Source organism: Marinobacterium mangrovicola (assembly GCF_004339595.1).
Taxonomy (GTDB): domain Bacteria; phylum Pseudomonadota; class Gammaproteobacteria; order Pseudomonadales; family Balneatricaceae; genus Marinobacterium_D; species Marinobacterium_D mangrovicola.
In genome coordinates this window covers 120,586-141,530 of the sequence record NZ_SMFU01000010.1, presented here as the reverse complement: position 1 = coordinate 141,530, position 20,945 = coordinate 120,586, and the positions used below count along the sequence as shown (strand labels likewise).

General features: G+C 59.2%; 19 protein-coding genes. 6 read left to right on the top strand and 13 right to left on the bottom strand.

From position 1 onward, the window contains the following. Positions 1-84: 84 nt before the first annotated feature. From CLV83_RS16180 to CLV83_RS16145, 8 genes are all read right to left on the bottom strand, one after another. A complete protein-coding gene (locus CLV83_RS16180; RefSeq protein WP_132294752.1) occupies positions 85-507 on the bottom strand; it encodes an Hsp20/alpha crystallin family protein in 423 nt (140 codons plus the stop codon). Between the two features lie 143 nt (positions 508-650). Further along, on the bottom strand, positions 651-1,997 hold the full coding sequence (locus tag CLV83_RS16175) for a DUF58 domain-containing protein (protein ID WP_132294749.1): 1,347 nt from the start codon (positions 1,995-1,997) through the stop codon (positions 651-653). Beyond that, positions 1,994-3,016, bottom strand: a complete 1,023-nt coding sequence (locus tag CLV83_RS16170; protein WP_132294746.1) for an AAA family ATPase — start codon at positions 3,014-3,016, stop codon at positions 1,994-1,996. Before CLV83_RS16170 ends, CLV83_RS16175 begins: the two co-directional genes overlap by 4 nt. Beyond that, a complete protein-coding gene (locus CLV83_RS16165) occupies positions 3,013-4,323 on the bottom strand; it encodes a DUF4350 domain-containing protein (RefSeq protein WP_132294743.1) in 1,311 nt (436 codons plus the stop codon). The genes CLV83_RS16170 and CLV83_RS16165 overlap by 4 nt, the downstream gene beginning before the upstream one ends. Beyond that, on the bottom strand, positions 4,320-5,879 hold the full coding sequence (locus CLV83_RS16160; RefSeq protein WP_132294740.1) for a DUF4129 domain-containing protein: 1,560 nt from the start codon (positions 5,877-5,879) through the stop codon (positions 4,320-4,322). Before CLV83_RS16160 ends, CLV83_RS16165 begins: the two co-directional genes overlap by 4 nt. Next, positions 5,866-6,837, bottom strand: coding sequence for a stage II sporulation protein M (locus CLV83_RS16155; RefSeq protein ID WP_132294737.1), 972 nt, complete (start codon positions 6,835-6,837; stop codon positions 5,866-5,868). Before CLV83_RS16155 ends, CLV83_RS16160 begins: the two co-directional genes overlap by 14 nt. A 22-nt stretch (positions 6,838-6,859) precedes the next feature. Next, positions 6,860-7,558 (bottom strand): RDD family protein, encoded by a 699-nt coding sequence (locus CLV83_RS16150; RefSeq protein WP_207894924.1) that lies wholly within the window; start codon positions 7,556-7,558, stop codon positions 6,860-6,862. 13 nt (positions 7,559-7,571) lie between these two features. Then, positions 7,572-8,087 (bottom strand): DUF4234 domain-containing protein, encoded by a 516-nt coding sequence (locus tag CLV83_RS16145; protein WP_132294734.1) that lies wholly within the window; start codon positions 8,085-8,087, stop codon positions 7,572-7,574. Positions 8,088-8,340: 253 nt separating this feature from the next. On the opposite strand from CLV83_RS16145, the gene ettA reads away from it, so the two are divergent. Next, positions 8,341-9,999 carry an energy-dependent translational throttle protein EttA gene (gene ettA / locus CLV83_RS16140; protein ID WP_132294731.1) on the top strand — a complete coding sequence of 553 codons (1,659 nt, stop codon included), beginning with the start codon at positions 8,341-8,343 and terminating at the stop codon, positions 9,997-9,999. A gap of 79 nt (positions 10,000-10,078) precedes the next feature. Here the strand turns inward: ettA and CLV83_RS16135 are convergent, their stop codons facing one another. From CLV83_RS16135 to CLV83_RS16120, 4 genes are all read right to left on the bottom strand, one after another. Beyond that, positions 10,079-11,455, bottom strand: a complete 1,377-nt coding sequence (locus CLV83_RS16135) for a c-type cytochrome (RefSeq protein ID WP_132294728.1) — start codon at positions 11,453-11,455, stop codon at positions 10,079-10,081. After that, positions 11,452-13,047, bottom strand: a complete 1,596-nt coding sequence (locus CLV83_RS16130; RefSeq protein WP_132294725.1) for a GMC family oxidoreductase — start codon at positions 13,045-13,047, stop codon at positions 11,452-11,454. The genes CLV83_RS16135 and CLV83_RS16130 overlap by 4 nt, the downstream gene beginning before the upstream one ends. 8 nt (positions 13,048-13,055) lie before the next feature. After that, positions 13,056-13,577, bottom strand: coding sequence for a sugar dehydrogenase complex small subunit (locus tag CLV83_RS16125; protein ID WP_132294722.1), 522 nt, complete (start codon positions 13,575-13,577; stop codon positions 13,056-13,058). Positions 13,578-14,088: 511 nt separating this feature from the next. Continuing rightward, positions 14,089-15,285, bottom strand: a complete 1,197-nt coding sequence (locus CLV83_RS16120; protein WP_243642414.1) for a GGDEF domain-containing protein — start codon at positions 15,283-15,285, stop codon at positions 14,089-14,091. Between the two features lie 178 nt (positions 15,286-15,463). Between CLV83_RS16120 and CLV83_RS16115 the strand changes: the two genes are divergently transcribed. Continuing rightward, positions 15,464-15,832: a PilZ domain-containing protein gene (locus CLV83_RS16115; protein WP_132294719.1), complete on the top strand. Its 369-nt coding sequence runs from the start codon at positions 15,464-15,466 to the stop codon at positions 15,830-15,832. A 110-nt stretch (positions 15,833-15,942) separates the two neighbouring features. On the opposite strand, the gene CLV83_RS16110 is transcribed toward CLV83_RS16115, so the two are convergent. After that, positions 15,943-16,923 (bottom strand): helix-turn-helix transcriptional regulator, encoded by a 981-nt coding sequence (locus CLV83_RS16110; RefSeq protein ID WP_165900331.1) that lies wholly within the window; start codon positions 16,921-16,923, stop codon positions 15,943-15,945. 238 nt (positions 16,924-17,161) lie between these two features. On the opposite strand from CLV83_RS16110, the gene CLV83_RS16105 reads away from it, so the two are divergent. The 4 genes from CLV83_RS16105 (at position 17,162) to CLV83_RS16090 (ending at position 20,929) form a co-directional block, all read left to right on the top strand. Next, on the top strand, positions 17,162-17,695 hold the full coding sequence (locus CLV83_RS16105) for a 2,4'-dihydroxyacetophenone dioxygenase family protein (RefSeq protein ID WP_104005035.1): 534 nt from the start codon (positions 17,162-17,164) through the stop codon (positions 17,693-17,695). 72 nt (positions 17,696-17,767) lie between these two features. Continuing rightward, complete coding sequence (locus tag CLV83_RS16100; protein ID WP_132294713.1) at positions 17,768-19,102, top strand: MFS transporter; 1,335 nt, start codon at positions 17,768-17,770, stop codon at positions 19,100-19,102. Then, complete coding sequence (locus CLV83_RS16095) at positions 19,099-20,181, top strand: 2,3-butanediol dehydrogenase (RefSeq protein ID WP_132294710.1); 1,083 nt, start codon at positions 19,099-19,101, stop codon at positions 20,179-20,181. Before CLV83_RS16100 ends, CLV83_RS16095 begins: the two co-directional genes overlap by 4 nt. Beyond that, positions 20,174-20,929 (top strand): SDR family NAD(P)-dependent oxidoreductase, encoded by a 756-nt coding sequence (locus tag CLV83_RS16090; protein WP_207894923.1) that lies wholly within the window; start codon positions 20,174-20,176, stop codon positions 20,927-20,929. The genes CLV83_RS16095 and CLV83_RS16090 overlap by 8 nt, the downstream gene beginning before the upstream one ends. The last annotated feature ends 16 nt before the right edge of the window (positions 20,930-20,945 follow it).

Sequence of the window (20,945 nt, the reverse complement as noted above, 5' to 3'; positions counted from 1 at the left end):
GGCCCGCCCCGAACGAACGGGAAGCGGGCCGCCGGACATGCTGAATGCCTGTTATTCGCAGCGATTCACCGTCTTAAACGGGATTCACTCAACCGCGATATTCACGCCCTCTTTTTCCTGTGGCGCTCGCTTGGGCAGCGTCAGTGACAGCACGCCGTCGTTGAAGCTGGCTTTCACCGCCGCCGGGTCCACATCGGAACCAATACTGAGTTGACGGATAAACTGGCCGACATGACGTTCCTGGCGGATCAGTTTGCCGTCTTTCTCTTCCTTGTCCTCTTTACGGCTTTCCCCGCGTACGCTGAGCACACCGTTTTCCAGGCTGACGCTGATATCTTCTTTTTTCACGCCGGGCAGATCCACATTGACGGTATAGGCACCATCACTTTCATGCACATCGATAGCCGGTACCTTTTCACCATTCTCGCGAACGCTAAGCGGCCGGAAGAAATCGTTGAGGAAAGTATCGTCAAACAGGCTGTTAAATCGGGTCAGATTGCGGCTCATAAGATCACCCCCTTATTCATTTTATTCTCAGGTAAGGGGCGGCGGATTCGATTACAGAATAACCACCGCCCGATCTCCAATCTGAATATAGAAAGCGGAATGAGCTGCTTCAAATACCGGTATTGACCGGGGACAACACGGGCTCAGATTCTTCCTGCACGCTTCAGCGCGAGGTATTCCTGAATCAGCGCAACATGCATCTGCTGGGGCGCTGAGTCGACCACCATCACGCCCCGTGCCTTGAGCTGGGCGATCAGATCGGCACGCTGTTCGCGGTAGAGCTCGCGGGCACAGTGGTTGAGCGTCGCCTGATAGCCCGGCTCCTCTTCCAGCTCACGATCGAGAAAACTCTCGCGTAGGCAGGCCACCATCACCAGGTGCTTGCGGCCCAGTATCCGCGCCGCCAGCTGCAGCTCTTCGCTGTCGTCATCACGCATGTTGGAGACGATCACCACCAGGGCGCGCTTCTGCTGCTTCAGCATCAACGCCTCGGCGGCCTGGCTCAGATCGCTGGCCTCGGTGCTGCTCTGGATATCGTAAAGCTGGTTCAGCAGCCGGTTGATCCCCTGGCGCCCTTTCACCGGGCTGACCCAGCGATTGCTGCCGGCAAAGCCGAGCACACCCACCGAATCGCCCATCCCCAGCGCCATATAAGCGGTCAGCAGCAGCGCATTAAGAGAGTGATCGAAATGGCTCAGCTCGCCATCGAGCGCGCGCATGCGGCGCCCGGTATCGAGCATGAACAGCACCTCCTGGTCACGCTCATCCTGATACTCGCGGGAGATCAGTTTCTGCTGCCGCGCCGTGGCTTTCCAGTCGATCTGACGGATCTCATCGCCGCGCTGGTACTCACGTAGCTGACGGAACTCCAGGCCGGAACCGCGCCGCTGGGTCAGATGCGCGCCCAGATGCGCGACACGCTGTTCATTATCGAGAAAGTCCATGCCGCTAAGCGCCATGAAGTTGGGGTAGACCTTTACCGACTGCTCCGCCTCGATATGCAGCTGCCGGCGCCAGAGCCCCAGCGGCGACTGCACCCGGAGTTCGATGGCACCGAAATGCGCATCGCCGCGCTGCACCGGTCGCACCTGGTATTCAACAATCAGGCTGGTATCGGCGGGCAGATCCAACTGTGCCGGCAGCTGTTCACAACTCAGCGCGGCTGGATAGTGATCGGTATATTCCAGGCGCAAACCACGTCGCCCCGGGTTTTCAAAGCGCAGGCGAATCGTCGCCGGGCTGCCCAGCGCAAGATTACCCGGCAACTGACGCCCGGCGTAGGGCATCCTGCCGGTGTAGAGCGCCAGCGCATCCAGTGCCGCCGCAACCGCTGCCAGCAAAAACAAGCCCCACCAAAGGTAGGCTGGCCAGGACGGCGCCACTGTGGATAAAACCCGCAGCAGCGCCAGCCCCAGGCCCAGCCCGAGGAAAATCAGCAGGTATTTGAAAAGCCCGCGGTCGGGGAGCAGATTCAGAGCCAGGAATCTCATTGGCGTGGCGCGTCGACCGTCTGCATCAGTTGCTGCAACACCTGATCCGGCGTGAAGCCTTCGATCTCGCTCTCCGGCGACAGCAGGATACGGTGACGCATCACCGGCAGCGATACCTGCTTGATATCGTCCGGCAGCACAAAGTCACGACCGTTGATCAGCGCCCAGGCCTTGGCCGCGCTGACCAGACCGATACTGGCCCGGGGGCCTGCCCCCTTGAGGATGCTGCTGGTGCTGCGGGTGGCCTGCACCAGTCGTACCGCATAATTGAGCACCTGCTGGTCCACGGAGACCGCTTCGGTGGCATCCTGCAGCGCCAGGATATCCGCCGCCACCAGAGCCCCCTGGCTGTTGCCGCCGATCTCTTCCATATTCAACTGACCACTGGTAACACGGCTGACCAGGCGGGTTTCATCTTCCAGGCTCGGGTAGTCGATAAACACCTTGAGCAGAAAACGGTCCAGCTGCGCCTCCGGCAGCGGATAGGTGCCCTCCTGCTCAATCGGGTTCTGGGTCGCCAGTACCATGAACGGCGGGTTCAGCGAGTAGGCCTTGCCCTCGATGGTCACCTGGCGCTCCTGCATCACCTCCAGCAGCGCCGCCTGGGTTTTCGCCGGCGAACGGTTGATCTCATCGGCCAGCAGCAGGTTGGTGAAAATCGGCCCCTTGCGGATATGGAAACGCCCTTCCTGCATGTTGTAGATAGCGTGACCAGTCATATCCGCGGGCATCAGGTCCGGGGTGAACTGGATGCGGTGAAACTCGCCATCGAAACAGCGCGCCATGGCACGTACCAGCAGCGTTTTACCCAGGCCCGGCACGCCCTCAAGCAGCACATGACCGCGACACAGCAACGCGATCAGCACCTGATCAATTACATCATCCTGGCCGATCAGCAGCGCCTTGATATTGCTACGCAGGAATTCGATCTGCTTCGCTGTGCCCACGGCTTCAACGGCAGCTGCCTCTTGCACCGCGTCCCTGTCCAGGCCTTCGCCGGCTCCGCTCTCCTGAGTCATAACTGATTCCTGATTTTGATAAGTAATTTCACCGTTTCGACCAGCTCCTGCTGGGTGTACTGCCCCGCTTCGGTCATTACGCGGGACACCTCGTCGCTGGTCACCTCAGCGCGATCGGCAATCAGCCCGTACTGGGCAGTGTCGTTAAGCCGGTCAAAGCCTGCGTGATAACGGCTGGCCCGCTTAAGTACCTGCCGGCGCAACGGCCCGAGCAGATGATCAAACTGGCGGTGCTGCTGATGGAAACGGGCCACCGCCTCCACATGCTCTCCCAGAGCGCGTCGTTCGCCACTATGCGTCGCCAGCAGCGGACCGAAGCGCCGCGCCCGCCCCAGCGCCCAAAGCAGTAACAGCATTAGAACAATCAGCGCGGGTTCCCGAGCCTGCTGCCAGATCAGCTGGTTCAGTGAAGGCCATTGGGTATAACGCTGGATGTAGAGATGATCAGCATCGGCCACCAGCCAGCGCAGCAGCGCGGCATGGTCAAACAGGCCGATATCATCGTTGGACCAGATGCTGGCATCGCTGACGACGCTGACCTGCCCCCTGCCGAGGTGGAAGTTCATCAGGTCCACCCGTTCACCAGCCAGGGACTCGGTCCGAAGATCCAGCCGGTAGTTAGCGGTGGCCCAATCAGGATCCTGCAGCAACGAATAGTGTGAGTAGACCAGGCTTTGAAGCGACTCGTTGCCGGGCATCTGCAGACGGCTGATATTGGGTCCATCGGCCTGTTCTTCCCGCTGATCGAGGAGGTAACGCACCTCTTCGGTGGGCGTCAGCTCCCGCTCAGCACTCTCCTCAAGCTGATCCTGGACGGCCTGCTCCAGGGCAGCATTAAGCTGTTCTACTCCACTCTGCGGCTCCGGTTGTGGCTCTTCTGCCGCCACATCCGCTTCACTCTCTTCATCGTACTGAATATCGAACGTCTCACTACCGACACCCAACAGCTGCGCCAGCGGACCATCCCCCAGCGACGGCGAATACTGCCAGATCAGATGACCTCCACTGCTGACCCAGTCGAGCAGTCTGTCCGCCTTATCTGGACGGGTTTCAAGATAGGAAGCATCGGTCAGGAGCAACACATCACCCGAAGCAAGCTCACTCACCTCGACCGGATACACCTTGTGCTCGACACTGATGCCCTGCTCTTCGATAAAGCGCCCCGCAGCAAAATAAGCGTTGCGCCGTACCTCCGACGTAGGCCCCTGGTTGACCAGTCGTTCGACCCGATGCAGTTTGCTGAACAGCAGCAAGGCGCACAGCGCCAGCAACAGAACCACCGCGATCCGTACCGACATTCGATTCATACGGCCAGCACCTCCCTGAGCTCGCGGTAAAGGCGTTCGGCCTGCTGCCGCTCCGGCAGCTGATGCGCGTACGCCAGGCGCAGCCAGAGCCGGGTCAGTTCATCAAAGCGATTATCCACCTTGAGTTCTGGCTGCGCCCTCACGGCAGCGGCACACTCCAGCTCGGTGTACCAGGATTCCAGAGGTACCCGGCGACCATCCACCAGCAGATGCAGAATGTGGCGATAGATCAGCGACAGGGCTAAGCGCATATCGCCCTGTTCAAAGGCCCGGCTTACGGCGGCATCCATATCATCAGGCAGGCTGCCCGCCGAAATCTCCATCCCCATAATCACACGGGGCCCGGTAGTTTGCTGAGGTGGTGTGTACTCGGGGCCGTTATAGGTCTGCAGATGCCTGAGCAGCGCCCGGGTCAACAGGAACAGCAGCAACCCGACGCCGGCCCAGAGCAGCACCTCGACCAGCTGGAACAGCCAGCCCAGGTTCATCTGATCCATCCATCCCGCCAGATCGGCGAGCCACTCCCAGCCCTCCAACGACTCAGGTTCAGGAGCCTCGGTGAGCTTATCTTTCCACTGCCACTCCTCCACCTGCTGTTCAATCACAAAGGGAGGCGTTTCCAGAATCTGGCGAATCTCTTCCCTGGCCTGCTCTGCACCTGCCGCTTCAGCGCTGTAAACACTGGCCTCCACCGGCGTTGCCGCGAGTGGCGATAGCAACCCCAGCCCGATCGATGCCGCCAGCGCCAGGCCGAGAATATTGGCGGCGCCTGCAGCGGCCGGTTTAGCACTGTTTGTGACCGCCGCTTTTGCCCCAGCCTCGGTACGGCGGCGGTAACTTTCCCGGAACAGCAGTTCCAGATCCCAGGCTTCCAGTTCGACACGGCGATTCAGGTAGAGCGAAAAGCCGCAACCAAGGTAGAGCGGCGCAATAACACTCATTCCCAGCAACAGGGCGAGGTTGGAAATATGCGCATAGAAGCCGGCGTCGAACGTGAAGAAGATATCGGGGTCGACATCCACATAGCTGCCGACGAATGCACCCAATGCCAGTACGATGCTCATAGGCACCAGTATCTCGAGATGCAGCATCACCATCGTCAACCAGGATGCCGCACTGCCGCTTCCCGGAGTCAGCGCGGCAGCACGCCGCGCCCGAGCGGCTCCTTTCTGCTGCTCCAGTACGGTCACCGCCAGGTTAAAGGAGCGGCGCAGATCGGCCCGGCGCCAGAACAGCGCTGAGAACATATCGAAGCGATACAGACGCAGCAGGCTGCGGCCATTAAACACACCGGTGGGTCGTTCGTTAAAGATATAACGACTCAGCATCAGCAGCGGCAACCTGTCGAGCAGTGGTTTGCACCACCAAACACCGAGCATCACCCAGGCCGGGCTATCGTAGAGCACAAGGCTCAGCAGTCCGTACAACAGCAGCGCCGGCAGCATCCAGGCAAACAGCATCGGCCGGTACCAGCGCCGCGCCATCAGCACACCAACATCCAGCGCCTGCCAAGGCGTTCTTACCCGGGTTTTCAGCTGCAGCTCATTCAGGTTCACGGCGCTCTCCCAGGGATGAGAAGAAGCAGAACCAGAGCACAAAGATCCATAGCAGCGCGCCGACAGAGAGTTTCAACGCCACCGGCAGAGAGGTGCTGGAAGACCAGAAGGCCTCAAGAAAGGCCGCGATAAACAGCATGAAGGTGGCGCCATACATCAGTTTGACCGCCTCGGCTGCGGCCACACGCAGCGCCTCCAGACGCTTCAGCCGACCGGGACTGATCAGCGCGTAGCCAAGCATCATCCCCGCGGCACCACTGATTACGATCGCCGTCAGCTCGAAGGCACCATGGCCGATCACGAAGGGGTAGAAAGTCTCACTGAAGCCGGCCTGGGTCAGGTGGCCGCCGACCGCGCCGAGGAACAGGCCGTTATAAAGCACCACAACCACCGAGCCGACGCCAAAAAAGATACCGCCGGCGAAGGACTGAAATGCGATGCTGATGTTGTGCTGAATGTAGTAGCCAAACATCTCCAGATCGGTCTCTGCATCCCGTTCCGGGCCGATGCGGGCGTTGGCGGGGTCGTACATCGATTCCATCTCTGCGGCCTGGGATGGTGCTATCAGGCTATAGGTAATCGACTCATCGTTATAGCAAGCCACTCCCATCACCAGCGCCGGCAGCAAAAACAGAAGGGCGGAGCAGATCACGAAGCGCCGGTTACGCCTCAACGTGGTTACGAAAAGCGCCAGCGCGCCAGCCAGACGACTGATTCCCACCCGGGATTCAGGCTGATAGAGCAGATGATGGCCGGCCATCACCAGCCGGTTAAGATAGGCCACCAGCGCTTCGGAATAATCGCGCTGCCGAGCCATCGCCAGGTGATTACACAGCTGGCGGTAGGCTTCGGGAAAGCCTTTATCCGGGGTTTGTCCGGACTTGCCTGCCGTATCCAGGCCGGATTCAAACTCCCTCCAGAACTCGGCGTAGCGTTGCTCGAAATCCCTTTCTCTCATGCGCTCTACCGTCCCTTCAGCATCATTTCTTACCGCCCAGCAGCCAGACGCCGATGCCCTTGAGGCGGCTCAGCCCGGCGCTGCCAGACTCACCCGTCACCGGCGTAAGCAGATCAGCCAGCTCCTCCTGGCGGGAATCACTGATGGAACCGCTTCTGAGTGTGAGATCGACAATACCCTGACGCTCCTCCCGCGTCAGAGCCACCGGCGGCATCAGCGGTTTAATCTCTGGATCGACCGTCAGTGGGCGTTCGGCCTCCTGGTAGATCACCAGACTGCCCGCCGCCAGGTCACCAAGGCGCTGAAAGCGCCCGGTCAGGGTCATGGAGATCATCCCGGTGGCGTAGAAAGCCGGGAAGAAGTCCGCCGCGCGGAGCAGATTTCTGACGATGGAAGCCCCCCAGCCGATGGGTGTGAAGTCCGTGTTGACCACCCGCAACCCCATCGCCTTTTTCCCCGGTGTCTGCCCTTTACGCAGTACCTCGAAAAAGACCGGATAGAACCACTCCAGCAGGAAGGTAAGAATCAAAAAGACACCGCTACCCAGACCGCCAATAAAAGCGCTGAGAATGCCGATGACCATATACACCAGACAGCGCCAGCCGAAATCGATCAGGTAGGCGAGAATACGCGGCACAGGCCCCGCCGCCGCCTGGACAAAGTCGATGCCCTCCGGCGTTTCGACGCGGACCTGGTTATCAATAAGCTTGGAAGCTGGCACTACAAACAACCGCTTAGCGGCGTGAGTCGATATGCTGATTGATCTTGTAGTTCATGTAGAGCATGGTGAAGAAGAAGGTCATCACGCCACCAGCCCAGGTGCGTTTGCCTTCGCTCTGCGTCACGCGGTTGAGGACACCGCGGAATTTAAACGCCCAAACTTCAAGCAGTATAAAGCCGGTCAGGCTCAGCAGGTTGCCGAAGATGTTGATCGCAGTCAGGGCGCCCATGCTGCCAGCGCCGCTTGCCAGAACAAATCCAAATAGTGTCGGCAGGATCAGTGCGGCCAGGCTCACCACGATATAGGTGGTGACCAGACCGGTGGGGACCTTTTCATGCTCGCTGATAGAGTTGAGCTTGCGGGTACGGCCGTGAATCCAGAACAGCGGATAGATACCGATAGTCACAATCGACAGCAGAAAAACCCACCAGGTACTGAATCGGTTGAAAACGGAGAGATCGCCAGCGTTTTGCTGGACTTCGAGATCGGCTTCAGGGGCAGCGTAAGGGTTTTCAGCAACCTGAGTCATGTTTCTTCCTTAAATTTTTTTATCCAACGATCAGGGTAAACGCTTATAGCCCAACGCATACCCTGGCATCACCGGCCAGCTTCCAAGCGGAGGGGAATGCTATCTTAGTCATCCTTCGATGCCAATAGAGCTTTCTTACCGCTGGTCATGTCGTAAAGATTAGACGCTTAGCGGCGGATTGGTATTCGCCCCAACCCGCAGGTAAAATCGGCGCCATCCTTTTTTAACTGTTTTCAACCAGAGGTTCTTCTGGATGGCTCAATACGTTTACACGATGAACCGCGTCGGCAAGGTTGTGCCGCCGAAACGCGAGATTCTCAAAGATATCTCCCTCTCCTTCTTCCCGGGCGCCAAGATCGGTGTTCTGGGTCTGAACGGCGCCGGTAAATCCACCCTGCTGCGCATCATGGCCGGTGTCGATACCGAGTACACCGGTGAAGCGCGCCCGATGCCGAACATGAAGGTCGGTTACCTGCCGCAGGAGCCGGAACTGGACGACACCAAGACCGTGCGCGAAGTGGTCGAGGAAGCGGTTTCCGACGTCAAGGGCGCCCTGGCCGAGCTGGACCAGGTTTACGCGGCCTACGCCGATCCGGATGCCGACTTCGACGAGCTGGCCAAGAAACAGGCCGAGCTGGAAAACCTGATCACCGCCAAAGATGGTCACAACCTGGACCAGGCGCTGGAGCGTGCCGCCGACGCCATGCGTCTGCCGCCCTGGGACGCCGAGGTGAAGAACCTCTCCGGTGGTGAACGCCGCCGTGTGGCGCTGTGCCGCCTGCTGCTGGACCACCCGGACATGCTGCTGCTGGACGAGCCCACCAACCACCTGGATGCCGAGTCGATCGCCTGGATCGAACGCTTCCTGCAGGAATACCCGGGCACCGTGGTAGCGATCACCCACGACCGTTACTTCCTCGACAACGCTGCCGGCTGGATCCTGGAACTGGACCGCGGCCACGGCATCCCCTGGGAAGGCAACTACTCCAGCTGGCTGGAGCAGAAGGAAGCCCGCCTGGAGCAGGAAGCCAAGTCTGAAGCGGCTCACCGCAAGGCGATGAAATCCGAGCTGGAGTGGGTACGTCAGGGGGCCAAGGGTCGCCAGACCAAGTCCAAGGCGCGTCTGAAAGCGTTCGAAGAGATGAACTCCCGCGAGTTCCAGCAGCGCAACGAAACCCAGGAGATCTACATTCCGCCTGGCCCACGTCTGGGTGACAAGGTGATCGAGCTGCACAACGTCACCAAGTCTTACGGCGACAAGCTGCTGTTTGAAAACCTGAACCTCTCCATCCCGCCGGGTGCCATCGTCGGCATCATCGGCCCCAACGGCGCCGGTAAGTCCACCCTGTTCCGCATGCTCAGCGGCGAAGAACAGCCGGATTCCGGTGAGATCGAGATCGGTTCCACCGTGCAGCTCTCCTACGTCAACCAGTCCCGTGAGCTGGAAGGCAACAACACCGTATTCCAGGAGATCTCCGACGGTCAGGATATCATCACCGTTGGCAACTACCAGACGCCGGCGCGCGCCTACTGCGGTCGTTTCAACTTCAAGGGTTCCGACCAGCAGAAGTTCGTCAAGGATCTGTCCGGCGGTGAGCGCAACCGTCTGCACATGGCCAAGCTGCTGAAAGAAGGCGGCAACGTGCTGCTGCTTGACGAGCCGACCAACGACCTGGATATCGAAACCCTGCGCGCGCTTGAAGAAGCGCTGCTGGCCTTCCCGGGCTGCGCCGTGGTGATCTCGCACGACCGCTGGTTCCTCGACCGTATCTGTACGCACATCATTGCGTACGAAGGCGAGTCTAACGTGGAGTTCTTCGAGGGTAACTACACCGAGTACGCCGAAGACTACAAACGCCGTTACGGTAAGGATCATCAGCCGGAGCGGATCAAATACCGCCGCATGAGCTGATCATCTGACGCACACAAAAAAGCCACCGAGGGAAACCCGGTGGCTTTTTTACTGGCCGCCCGTCAGGGCTGGATCGTTTCTACTTCGCCCGGCGGCGAACAACCCATACCAGCAGCAACAGCACAACTACAACAGCGCCCAGCCCCATACCCCAACGAGCCATCGGCAGCAGGTTGGAGGCAGGACCACCGTTGCGCAGCACCGCCACTTCATCGGCACTGATATCAGCCACTTCGGCACGGCCAAAGTTTTCCAGCGTGTAGTTGGCCACCTGGGCGATCTGCGCATCGCTCAGCTCGTTGCGAAACGCCAGCATATCGACGCCGTAACTGGTCTTGATCTCGTTGCGATATTTCACGCCATCGAGAATCGCCATCACCAGGTTATCGGTGTTACTGCGCCCGAGCACGGTGTTGTTCACCAGTGACGGCAGGCCGCCGGCCCCGGTGCCATCCGCCTGGTGACAGGAGGAGCAGGCCGCTTCATACAGCTGGGCGCCGCTCATATCCGCCATATCCTCCGGCAGGGGCTCCATCAGCACCGCATCGGGATCGGCCAGCGCCTGACCATGACTGTCCGCCGGCTGGGTATCGGCCGCATCGCTGACCGCCGGCACCGACTTCAGCCACACCGCCAGCGCCTGCAGATCCTCATCGTCCAGATGCTGCAGAGAGTGAGCGATCGCTTCGGCCATGGGACCCGCTGCCTGTGACTTACCATCGGCATGACCGCTTTTCAGGTAGCTGACGATCTCCGCCTCAGACCAGTTGCCGATGCCGCTGTTCACATCCGAACTGATATTGGGCGCATACCAGGTACCGAGGCTCGCACCGCCTAACAGCTGACTGCGATCTTCCGCCATCATCAGGTTACGCGGCGTATGACAGGTTGAGCAGTGCGCCAGCGCTTCACCGAGGTAGGCGCCGCGGTTCCACTGATCGCTCTTGCTGCTGTCAGCCTGGTAGGGCTTGCCGTCGAGAAACAGCAGGTTCCAGCCCAGCATCGACAGACGGATGTTGAACGGAAACGGCAGCTCACTCTCGGGCGACGCCTGCTCCACCGGCTCCACACCCTGCATGAAGTAGGCGTAGAGCGCCTTCATATCCTCATCGGTGATCTTGGCGTAAGCGGTGTACGGCATCGCCGGATAGAGATGCGCACCATCGGCACGGATCCCCTCGCGTACGGCGGCATCGAACTGCTCGTAGGTGTACGAACCGATACCGGTTTTGGACGGCGTAATGTTCGGCGCGAAGATCTCACCCAGGGGCGTTTCGATCGCCTTACCGCCGGCAAACTCGGCACCGCCCTCGGTGGTATGACAGGCGACACAGTCGCTGGCGGTGGATATGTAGTGGCCGCGTTCGATCAGGGCGTTATCGCTTTCGGCGGCAATCGCCGCGCTACTCAGCGAACCCAGCGCCAACGCGGCGCTCAGTATCAGCGTCTGCTTCATGCCAGATCCTCCATGATGAACTCCGCGGTACGCAGGCCTACGGCCACGGCGGTCAGCGTGGAGTTGACGGTCGCTACTGTGGGCAGCACGCCGGTGCCGGCCAGGAACAGGTTCTCATGGTCGTGGGAACGGCCTTCGCCGTTACAGACCGTGGTCGCCCGGTCGTTGCCCATCCCCAGGGTACCGGTGATGTGGTTGGCCAGGCTGAACTTGTTCTCGTCCATAAACTTGATATTGGTGCCACCCAGACCTTCGGCGATCTCCTGGAACACCCGACGGGCGCGGACATTACCGCGGCGGGTGTAATCATCCACCGAGAAGTAGAACTTGGGATTGGGGATACCGAGGGAGTCGCGACGATCACCGAGCATCACCCGGTTATTCGGGTCCGAAAGCTGCTCAACGATATTCTTAAGCCCCAGAGTCACTGAGGACTGCTGGCGGATACCAGCAATCAGATCCTTGCCGTAAACCCCCTGGCTGATCAGTTTGGAGGTCACTCCCGCCACCGGGTTGGAGTTGGAGAAGTCGATACGGAACGCCGCCTCTTCGCCACGCCAGTCGCCGTCGCGCTCACTCTGGATGGAGTATTCGCTGACAGGGCCGCGACCCGGCCAGATCTCCTCATCCACATCGAAGCTGACCTTGGTACGCGGATGGTCACAGAGGTGACGACCTACCATATCGTTACTGTTGCCTATGCCGTTGGCGAACTTGTCGCTGGTGGACATCAGCATCAGTTTCGGCGTCTCGATGGCGTTGGCCGCCAGCACAAAGATCTTGCCGGTCACCCGGTGGCTTTCTTTATCCGGCGTGTAGTAGTGCACCGCCTGGATCTTGTCGTCGGCGCCGTGCTCGATCTTGTAAACCACCGCTTCGGTGATGATTTTGGCACCGGCACGTTCCGCCGCCTGGGCGGATATGCCGCCGTGATACTGGGCATCGATGGGGCAGATCGGCATGCAGTTGTTGTTACCGCAGCAGGCCGGACGGCCATCGTAGTTGCGGCTGTTACGCGCCACGGTGTTGGTGGTGACCTCGTAACCGATCTGGCTCAGACGTTCCTGCACACGCTGATGCGCCCAGGAGCGGGCGATCGGCTCCATCGGGAAGGGTTTGTTACGCGGAGAACCATTGTTCAGCGGGCCGGAGACGCCCATCTTCACTTCGGCTTCGTAGTAGAAGGGCTCCAGATCGTCATAGCTGAACGGCCAGTCGCGGCCCACGCCGTACTTGCTCTGCAGCTGGAAATCGTTCGGCAGATAGCGCCAGGCCATGCCGGCCCAGTGCCAGGTGGTGCCGCCGACGCCACGAATATAGGAAGCGGAATAGGGAACAGGCCCTTCCTGCTGGAAATAATCGTTGTTCTTGCGCGGCTCCGGTGCCCAATCGTTATACGGGTACGGCGCCATGAAATCGCTTTTGTTGGCCTCATGACGGAAACGCGCCACCACGTGGTTGCGGTCGATACGCGGACCGCCTTCCAGGATCACCACGGAGATACCGCTCAGGGCGAGCTTTTCCGCCATCAGCGAGCCGACAACGCCTGAGCCGACGATCACAACGTCGGCGGATGTAGTTTGCTGTGCCATAAAAACTCCTACGCCTTGGCCGGCTTGTTCTGCCAGATACCGTACTCACCCAGGGAATAGCTGGGCGGCTTGAGCACATCGGCAACGGCGACATACATCAGCGCCTCACTGAAGGCGATCAGCTCCACATCCTTGCCACTGCCGACCAGACCTTCAAACCAGCCTGTAGCGATAGCTGGCGGTAGATCTTTCACCTCAGGCGCTTCTGCTTCAACACGCGCCTGCAACTCAGAAACCGCAATCGCTTCGGCAGTGATAAAGCTATCCAGCTGTTTGATCCGCTCAGCAAAGGAGTCATCGTGCCGCACCAGGGCCAGGTAAAGCCGTTCCGCCATGGCGGGCTTCAGCGCGGTATTGGCGGTGATCTGCTGGGACACTGCGATAAACGCCCGGTAAGCATCGCTATCCGCCACGCTTTGAGGGGTGGTGCTGGCCAGCGCATGGGGGATCAGGGTCAAACTACCGGCGGCAAGGCTGGCAGCGAGAAACCCCCTGCGCGTCACACCTGATTTGGAGTGATTACTATTCATGTAGGTCTTTAAATAAAGTGAGGAGTAACTGAGAGGATAGTCCCGGTTAAAAGAATATGCCCAACCGGGAAACAAGCGCGGGATTCTAACAGTGTTTTTTCTATCTACCGGGCTCGTTTAATACTGTTTAATGAAAAACAGAGTTTTAAAAAACGAGGCTTTAAAAAGAAAATTGAATAAGTATTAAACGAGAAATGCCGGCATAAAACGAATCAACAAAAACACACATCATTTTCGCGTGTATATTTAACAACAGAAAAGATATCCCCATACTTTAACTGCTGCGACCGTTTCCATGGGACCCGGCCCAGGCAGAGCACTCTGGCTTTAAGGTGCGCCGAAGCTTCCAACAACCGTCAACGAGCATCTTCAAAAGGTCCCGCTAACTATTTTTACCCTTACCACCCTGTGGTATATCCACTTATTCCATGTTCTGCTCGTAATATAATAAGCAGCGGATCTAGTTATAATCCGCTGCTCTGAGCAAGACCATTAGACCAAGGGTTATTTTCTATACTGGCACCTTTTCAGCCGGTTCATATTCATAACCGGTAGCGTCATTATCACGTTCCTCCCCGGATAGAACATGCCGATCACGACCCGAGGATTTAGCCGCGTAAAGCGCCTCATCAGCCCGCCGCAATAGATCCGAGGGTGTTTCATCCGGAAGCAGTGTGGCAACACCGATGCTGGTGGTGAAACCTACCTGCTCGCCACTGGGAATGCGCACCGGAGAAAGATGACAGGCCGCGCAGATCTGCTCGGCGACCTCCACCGCCCGCTCGGCCCCCTGGCCCGGCAGAATAATCAGAAACTCCTCGCCACCGAATCTGCCCGCCAAATTGCCTTTACGATCCCGTGCTTTCGGCTGCACCTGTTTGCGCAGAATCTTGGCAAACTGCTTGAGGACGATATCGCCGGCCGCATGGCCATGGTTGTCGTTGAAGCTTTTGAACTTATCCAGATCCATCATCAGGATCGAGATCGGCCGGCCTTCATCCTGGCAAAGCAGCACATCGCCTTCCAGGTGTTCCATCACCTGACGCCGGTTAGCCAGGCCTGTGAGTGCATCACGGGTCGCCTGGCGATAAAGCCCCAGCAGCATGCCCAGCTGATTGATCGACGCCCAGCCGGCAATCACCGCCAGCACACCCAGCAGCCAGAGCGCATTAAGTTCGGAGACGCCACCGAAATGTCCGGACAGCGTCTGTGTCAGTACCTCAATCAGCATAACTGCAGCGGTAACAGCGATCACCTCAACCACCGTTAGCGGGAAGATCGCCTGCATCGCAACGATCATGAAGGGGAAAAACTGGTAGCCAGCCACCGAGTGTTCATAGCCCGCCGAGAAGAGCACGGCGTTTGAATAGGTCTGAAAACCTGAAAGGATCAGAATCAGCAGTGCCAGGCGCAGCAAAGCGCACCCCAGGCTATAGGGATGCTTGTACCAGGCCAGCAACAGCAGCAACGCCCCGCTACTGACCACCCGCCCGATCGCTATGCTGTTCTGTACCGATGCCGGCAGCAGCAACTGATCGACAAATACCCAGGCAGTCTGCAGCACCGCAAGCAGCAACGCGATCAAGCGTACCCGCTTGTACAGATGATGCGCACGTGTCTGATTGAAATATCGCGAGTGCCGCGATACCGAAAATACGTCCAATATATCGAGTAACATTTTGACCAAACCCAGCCTCAGACCATCCATGGAAACAGAGAACCCTATCCTAGCGCCGACTCTACTCTGTTTGAAATCGGTCATCCTTGCTTGGCGTCATCACTTTCACAAACAACACTCTGTGTAATAACATGAACAGGCTCGGCCTTACCGCCAGGCCAACTCCGAGCCCAGCGCTCAACACAAATGCAATGCCAGGGTGATTAGCGTGACCGAGAGCCAAAACGAACGCCGTCGTTTCAGCCGAATCCGGTTTGATGCGGGCTGTGAACTCCATACTCCCAAGGGACCTGCGGAGGTACAGCTGGTGGATATCTCGCTTCGAGGTGCCCTGATCGAGTCAGCTCAGCCGCTGAAGCTGGAGCCCGGCGAGACCGCCGAACTGCATATCTACCTGGCCAACGACATTCTGATCCGCATGCCCGGCACGGTGAAACATATCGAAGGTGAGCAGTACGGTTTCGTGGCCGGCGATATGGAGATCGAAAGTGTCAGCCACCTGCGCCGTCTGGTAGAGCTGAACCTGGGTGATGAAGCGCTGCTGGAGCGTGAACTGGAAGCGATGCTGGATAACTGATCCACCTGGATCAGCTCCAGCGGTTTGCGCACCGCTTTCCTCTCTTTTGGCGCCTCTATGGCGCTTATCCTGCGTATTGAAGACCTGCCAGAACTAATCAACTGCGCCCTTCAGCCGAGAGGCGCAGAGATATGTTTCTGTCGCGCATCGGTCGGCGTCAGTCCAAACTGGCGACGGAACACCCGCGCAAAATAGGCCTGGCTGGAAAAGCCGCACTGATAGGCCACATCGGCGATACCGTAGCCATTGCGGCGGGGATCGGTCAGCAGGGCCCAGGCCTGCTGTAGACGCTGATCCAGCAGATACTGGCGCGGGGTCAGCGCCTCTTCCGAGAACAGCCGGTTAAGATGACGGCTGGTGATTCCTAACGCAGCGGCCACCTCTTCAACGCCGAGATCGGCTCTACCGAGGTTCTCATCCATATACTGTTTGGCCATCAGGCGGTGATGCATGGCGACGGACGATGCATCGCCCGCCGAATTTTGTCGCACCAGCATGGCGTCGATCAGGCGCCAGGCCTGACGCTGAAAAGCTTCGGCCTCACCAGCATCAGGCGTCTGCATAAAACGGTTTACCTGACGGTAGAGGCTGCGGATCAGCAAGTTGACCAGGCGATCATTGGTGTCGATGCGCAGCGGACTGTCGAAGCTGTACTGTGAGTGCTGATGGAATTTTTCCAGCGGGATATCGATGGTGAGCTGGTGCATCTGGTCGGTGAAGCCAACGAGATAGGGCCGGTCGGTGCGATACAGCAGCGCATACTGACCTTCGAGCATTTCACAGCTTTTGCCCTGATGGAAAAAGGCGTTCTTGCCCATGCCAATAGAGACCAGCACCGACTCTTTCGGCTCGGCCTGGACCAGGGTCAGATCACGTTCAACCACATGACCATTGCCCTCGATCCAGTTCAGCTTCATGCCGTCCAGGTGGAGGCTGTGCTGGGTGGCGGCCAGCCCCTCCGGCACGTAGGAGGAGCAGCGGATACCGACAAAATGGCTGGCGTTGAACTGGTCCCAGTACTGAAACCGCTGCTCCGGCGCTACATTCCGGGTAGAGGCTGTCTGGACGGTGAGAGTCGCTGGATGCTGCATAATAGTTATTCTCCGAAGCCAGTCTCCGCCGGCCATCGCTACGTCTCAACTCACTGAACGTCTGGTGCTAATTAACCGAAAAAGCCTGATCCAGGTCAATCTTTGGCGGCAGAATCTGCGTTCTCACCGCCCCCGAATGTCCGAAAAATACAAACATCCGGTCCGGTTTTCACAAAACCGGGGTTTGCCTCCAGCCTAGACTGTCGCTTCCTATAACAACAATGCTGAAGGTGCCCAAATGCCGGAGCTTGCCAAATCAGAATTCTGGAAAGATATCCCCGCCATCCCCAACTGCTTCAAGCCGGACGCCAAGCCGGAGGTGTATATCTCCAATGCGCCCACCGAAGACGAAAAACTCTACGTCCCGTTTACCGAAACCGTCTCCTCACGCCCGTTGTGGATCTCGCCCACCGAGAACCGCTGGTGCGACATTCTGATGGCCAAGAGTGCCGGGCTGGTCAATCGTCATTACCACCCGCATGAGGTGTTTGCCTACACCATTTCCGGCAAATGGGGTTACCTCGAGCACGACTGGACCGCCACCGCCGGTGACTTTGTTTACGAGACTCCGGGCGAGGGCCACACCCTGGTCGCCTACGAGCACGAAGAGCCGATGCGCGCCTTCTTTATCGTCAAGGGCCCGCTGATCTGGCTCGACGAAAAAGGCGAGACCGAGGGCATTTTCGATGTGCATGACTACATCGCCATGTGCCGTGAGCACTACGAAAAAGTCGGCATCGGCGCCGCCTACGTCGACACCCTGTTCCGCTGATCTCCGTCCGTCTCAATCCCAACGTTGTACCGCACGCGGTATCGCGCTGCGTGCGGTCAGGAGAACACCCCGGTGAACAACAATAAATACGCCACTTACGAAAATGTTCTGCTCAGCGTCCTGTTCCTGACCTTCGGCTTCGTGTTTTTCGACCGGCTGGCGCTGTCTTTCCTGTTCCCCTTCATGGAGGAGGAACTGCAACTCAGCAACAGCCATCTGGGGCTGCTGTCTTCGGTTCTGGCGTTGGCCTGGGCCGTCTCCGGTGCGCTGGTGGGCGCCTGGTCCGATCGCATCGGCAAACGCAAGCCGATCCTGATTGTCGCCATCATCCTGTTCTCGCTCTGTTCGGCTCTGTCCGGCATGGTCACCGGCTTTATCAGCCTGCTGATATTCCGCGCCGTGATGGGCCTGGCCGAGGGACCGATACTGCCGCTGTCGCAATCGATGATGGTGGAAGCCTCATCACCGCATCGTCGCGGTCTGAACATGGGCCTGCTGCAGGGGTCGGCCGCGGGTCTGCTTGGAGCGGTTATCGGGCCGCCAGTGATCATCGCCATGGCGGAAGCCTGGGGCTGGCGTCAGGCGTTTATCCTGTCGCTGATTCCCGGCCTGATCATCGCCTTTCTGGTGTGGAAATACGTTAAACCGGATACTGCCAGCCAGAGCGCCAGCCAAACTGCAGCTCAGCCCATGGATCAGTCCATGGATGGAAGCGCTGATCAGGAAGAGCCTAAACCGCGCGGCCTCAAGGCTTATACAACGCTGCTTTCCAACCGCAATATTCTGCTCTGCACCCTGATCAGTTGCTTCTACCTGACCTGGTTCGTGGTACTGATCTCCTTCACACCCACCTTCCTGGTCAAGGTGCGTGGTTTTGAGCCCGCCACCATGGGCAGCATCATGAGCTGCCTGGGCGTGGCCTGGGTGATCTGGGGCTTTGTCGTCGCTGGCGTATCGGACCGGATCGGTCGCAAGCCCACACTGGTCATTTTCACGCTGCTGGCGGCCTGCTGCCCCATGGTGCTGCTCTACAGCGAAACGCCCATGGTGATGGGTGCGCTGGTGATCCTGACCTATACCGGCCTTGGCTGCTTCACCCTGTTTATGGCGACCATCCCCGCGGAGACCGTCTCCCGCGGCCAGATCGCCACCGCGCTGGGCCTGATCATGGGCATAGGCGAGCTGATCGGCGGGTTTGTCTCCCCCACCCTGGCCGGCTTCGCCGCCGACCAGTACGGCCTGCAGATCGTCATGTTTGTCAGCAGTGGCGCCGCTATTGTCGCTGCTGCCCTCTCGCTGCTGCTGAAGGAAACGGCTCCCGCCGTCCTGGCGCGCCGCAACCAGGCTCAGCCAGTCGCTGACGACACTGAAACCAACAGCCCCGCCTACCTGAGGAATAACGGATGAAGGTATTACGCTGGCACGGCGCCAGAGATCTGCGCGTAAGCGAAGTTCCCGCCGCCGTGAACCGGGATAACGAAGTACTGGTGCAGGTGGCTTACTGCGGAATCTGCGGCAGCGATCTTCACGAGTACCAGGATGGCCCACACGCGATACCCTGCGGCTCGGTGCATCCGGTATCCGGAGAACAGGCGCCGCTGACCCTGGGGCATGAATTCTGTGGCCAGGTGGTGGCCGTGGGTGATCATGTCCGCGGCGTCCAGGTGGGCGACCGGGTCGCCATCGAGCCGGAATACCGTTGCCAGGAGTGTCGCTACTGCCTGGCCGGCGATTACAACCTGTGCGAATCCATGGGTTTTATCGGCCTGATGGGTAACGGCGGCATGGCCGAACAGGTAGCCGTTCCCGACTATATGCTGAACCCGCTGCCAGACAGTGTCAGTTACCGCCAGGCGGCGGTACTGGAACCTGCGGCCGTGGCCGAGCATGCGCTGAACCAGAGCTCGCTCCAGCCCGGCGACCGCTGCCTGGTGATCGGGCTTGGTCCTATCGGGCTGCTGCTGATCATGCTGGCACGACTCAGGGGCATCCAAGAGATCTGTGCAGTCGACGTCAGCCCGGAGCGCCGGAAAAAAGCCCGTCAGCTTGGCGCCACAAGCGCCTTGGACGGCCGCCAGGATGATCTGCACGCCCAGCTGCAGCAGCTCTCCGCCGGCGGCTTTGACACGGTGTTTGAGGCGGCTGGCAGCCAGGTCACCTTCACCACCGCACTGCAGGCCGCCAAGAAAGGCGGCAAAGTGGTGCTGGTCGGGCTGATGGGAGAGATCAGCCTGGATGCCTTTGACCTGGTGAACCGGGAGATACGGCTGCAAACATCGGTGGGCTACCGCGATGTCTATCCCGCGCTGATCAACCACATCGCCGAGGGCCGTTTTGATCCAGCTAAGATCGTGACAAAGACCGTCGATCTGGATAACGCACTGAGCGGTGGCTTTGACGCCCTGCTTGCCAGCAAGGATCAGATCAAGGTGCTTATCAACCCGAACCCTTCGCTTACTGAACAGGAGTATCCATTACATGTCTGACCACATTTCTGAGAATGCGGTTTTTGCCCCCGGATTCATGTCCGGCAAGACGGTGTTCATCACCGGCGCCACCTCCGGTATCGGTGCGGCCATGGCCGTAGCCTACGCCGACGCCGGTGCCAGAGTGATTGCCGCCGGCCTTAACCCCGCCGGTGAACATGCGCCTTCCCACCCGAATATCGAGCTGCTGGATCTGGATGTCACCGATACCGATGCGCTACAGAGCAGTATCCGTGCGGCCGAGGGACTGGCGGTATTGATCAACTGCGCCGGTATCAGTCGCAACCGCGATGAGTATCAGCTCAGTCAGTTCGACAAGGTGCTGTCGGTGAACCTGCGTGCCGCCATGGTCGCCAGCGAAACCGCCCGCCCGATGCTGGCCAAGACCGGCGGCTCGATCATCAACCTGGCCTCCATGTTCAGCACCTTTGGTTCCAAGGATCGTCCGGCCTACTCCGCCAGCAAGGGCGCTATTGTCCAACTGACACTGTCACTGGCCGAGGAATATGCCGCCGAAGGTGTGCGCGTGAATGCCATCGCACCGGGTTGGATCGATACCCCGCTGGGTGAGGGGCTGAAGGCCGACAAGGTCGCCTCCGGCCGTATCCTGGGTCGCACGCCGATGGCGCGCTGGGGTCTGCCGGAAGAGGTAGCCAGCACCGCTCTGTTCCTGAGCAGCCCGGCCGCCAGCTTTGTCACCGGAGTGACTCTGCCGGTGGATGGAGGCTATCTCTGCACCGGTGCCTGAAATACAGAAGACCGCT

What these genes read in the sequence shown, in the direction of transcription:
- CLV83_RS16180 (WP_132294752.1), bottom strand. Translation starts at nt 507, where the DNA reads ATGAGCCGCAATCTGACCCGATTTAACAGCCTGTTTGACGATACTTTC.
- CLV83_RS16175 (WP_132294749.1), bottom strand. Translation starts at nt 1,997, where the DNA reads ATGAGATTCCTGGCTCTGAATCTGCTCCCCGACCGCGGGCTTTTCAAA.
- CLV83_RS16170 (WP_132294746.1), bottom strand. Translation starts at nt 3,016, where the DNA reads ATGACTCAGGAGAGCGGAGCCGGCGAAGGCCTGGACAGGGACGCGGTG.
- CLV83_RS16165 (WP_132294743.1), bottom strand. Translation starts at nt 4,323, where the DNA reads ATGAATCGAATGTCGGTACGGATCGCGGTGGTTCTGTTGCTGGCGCTG.
- CLV83_RS16155 (WP_132294737.1), bottom strand. Translation starts at nt 6,837, where the DNA reads ATGAGAGAAAGGGATTTCGAGCAACGCTACGCCGAGTTCTGGAGGGAG.
- CLV83_RS16145 (WP_132294734.1), bottom strand. Translation starts at nt 8,087, where the DNA reads ATGACTCAGGTTGCTGAAAACCCTTACGCTGCCCCTGAAGCCGATCTC.
- ettA (WP_132294731.1), top strand. Translation starts at nt 8,341, where the DNA reads ATGGCTCAATACGTTTACACGATGAACCGCGTCGGCAAGGTTGTGCCG.
- CLV83_RS16135 (WP_132294728.1), bottom strand. Translation starts at nt 11,455, where the DNA reads ATGAAGCAGACGCTGATACTGAGCGCCGCGTTGGCGCTGGGTTCGCTG.
- CLV83_RS16130 (WP_132294725.1), bottom strand. Translation starts at nt 13,047, where the DNA reads ATGGCACAGCAAACTACATCCGCCGACGTTGTGATCGTCGGCTCAGGC.
- CLV83_RS16125 (WP_132294722.1), bottom strand. Translation starts at nt 13,577, where the DNA reads ATGAATAGTAATCACTCCAAATCAGGTGTGACGCGCAGGGGGTTTCTC.
- CLV83_RS16120 (WP_243642414.1), bottom strand. Translation starts at nt 15,285, where the DNA reads ATGGATGGTCTGAGGCTGGGTTTGGTCAAAATGTTACTCGATATATTG.
- CLV83_RS16110 (WP_165900331.1), bottom strand. Translation starts at nt 16,923, where the DNA reads ATGCAGCATCCAGCGACTCTCACCGTCCAGACAGCCTCTACCCGGAAT.
- CLV83_RS16105 (WP_104005035.1), top strand. Translation starts at nt 17,162, where the DNA reads ATGCCGGAGCTTGCCAAATCAGAATTCTGGAAAGATATCCCCGCCATC.
- CLV83_RS16095 (WP_132294710.1), top strand. Translation starts at nt 19,099, where the DNA reads ATGAAGGTATTACGCTGGCACGGCGCCAGAGATCTGCGCGTAAGCGAA.
- CLV83_RS16090 (WP_207894923.1), top strand. Translation starts at nt 20,174, where the DNA reads ATGTCTGACCACATTTCTGAGAATGCGGTTTTTGCCCCCGGATTCATG.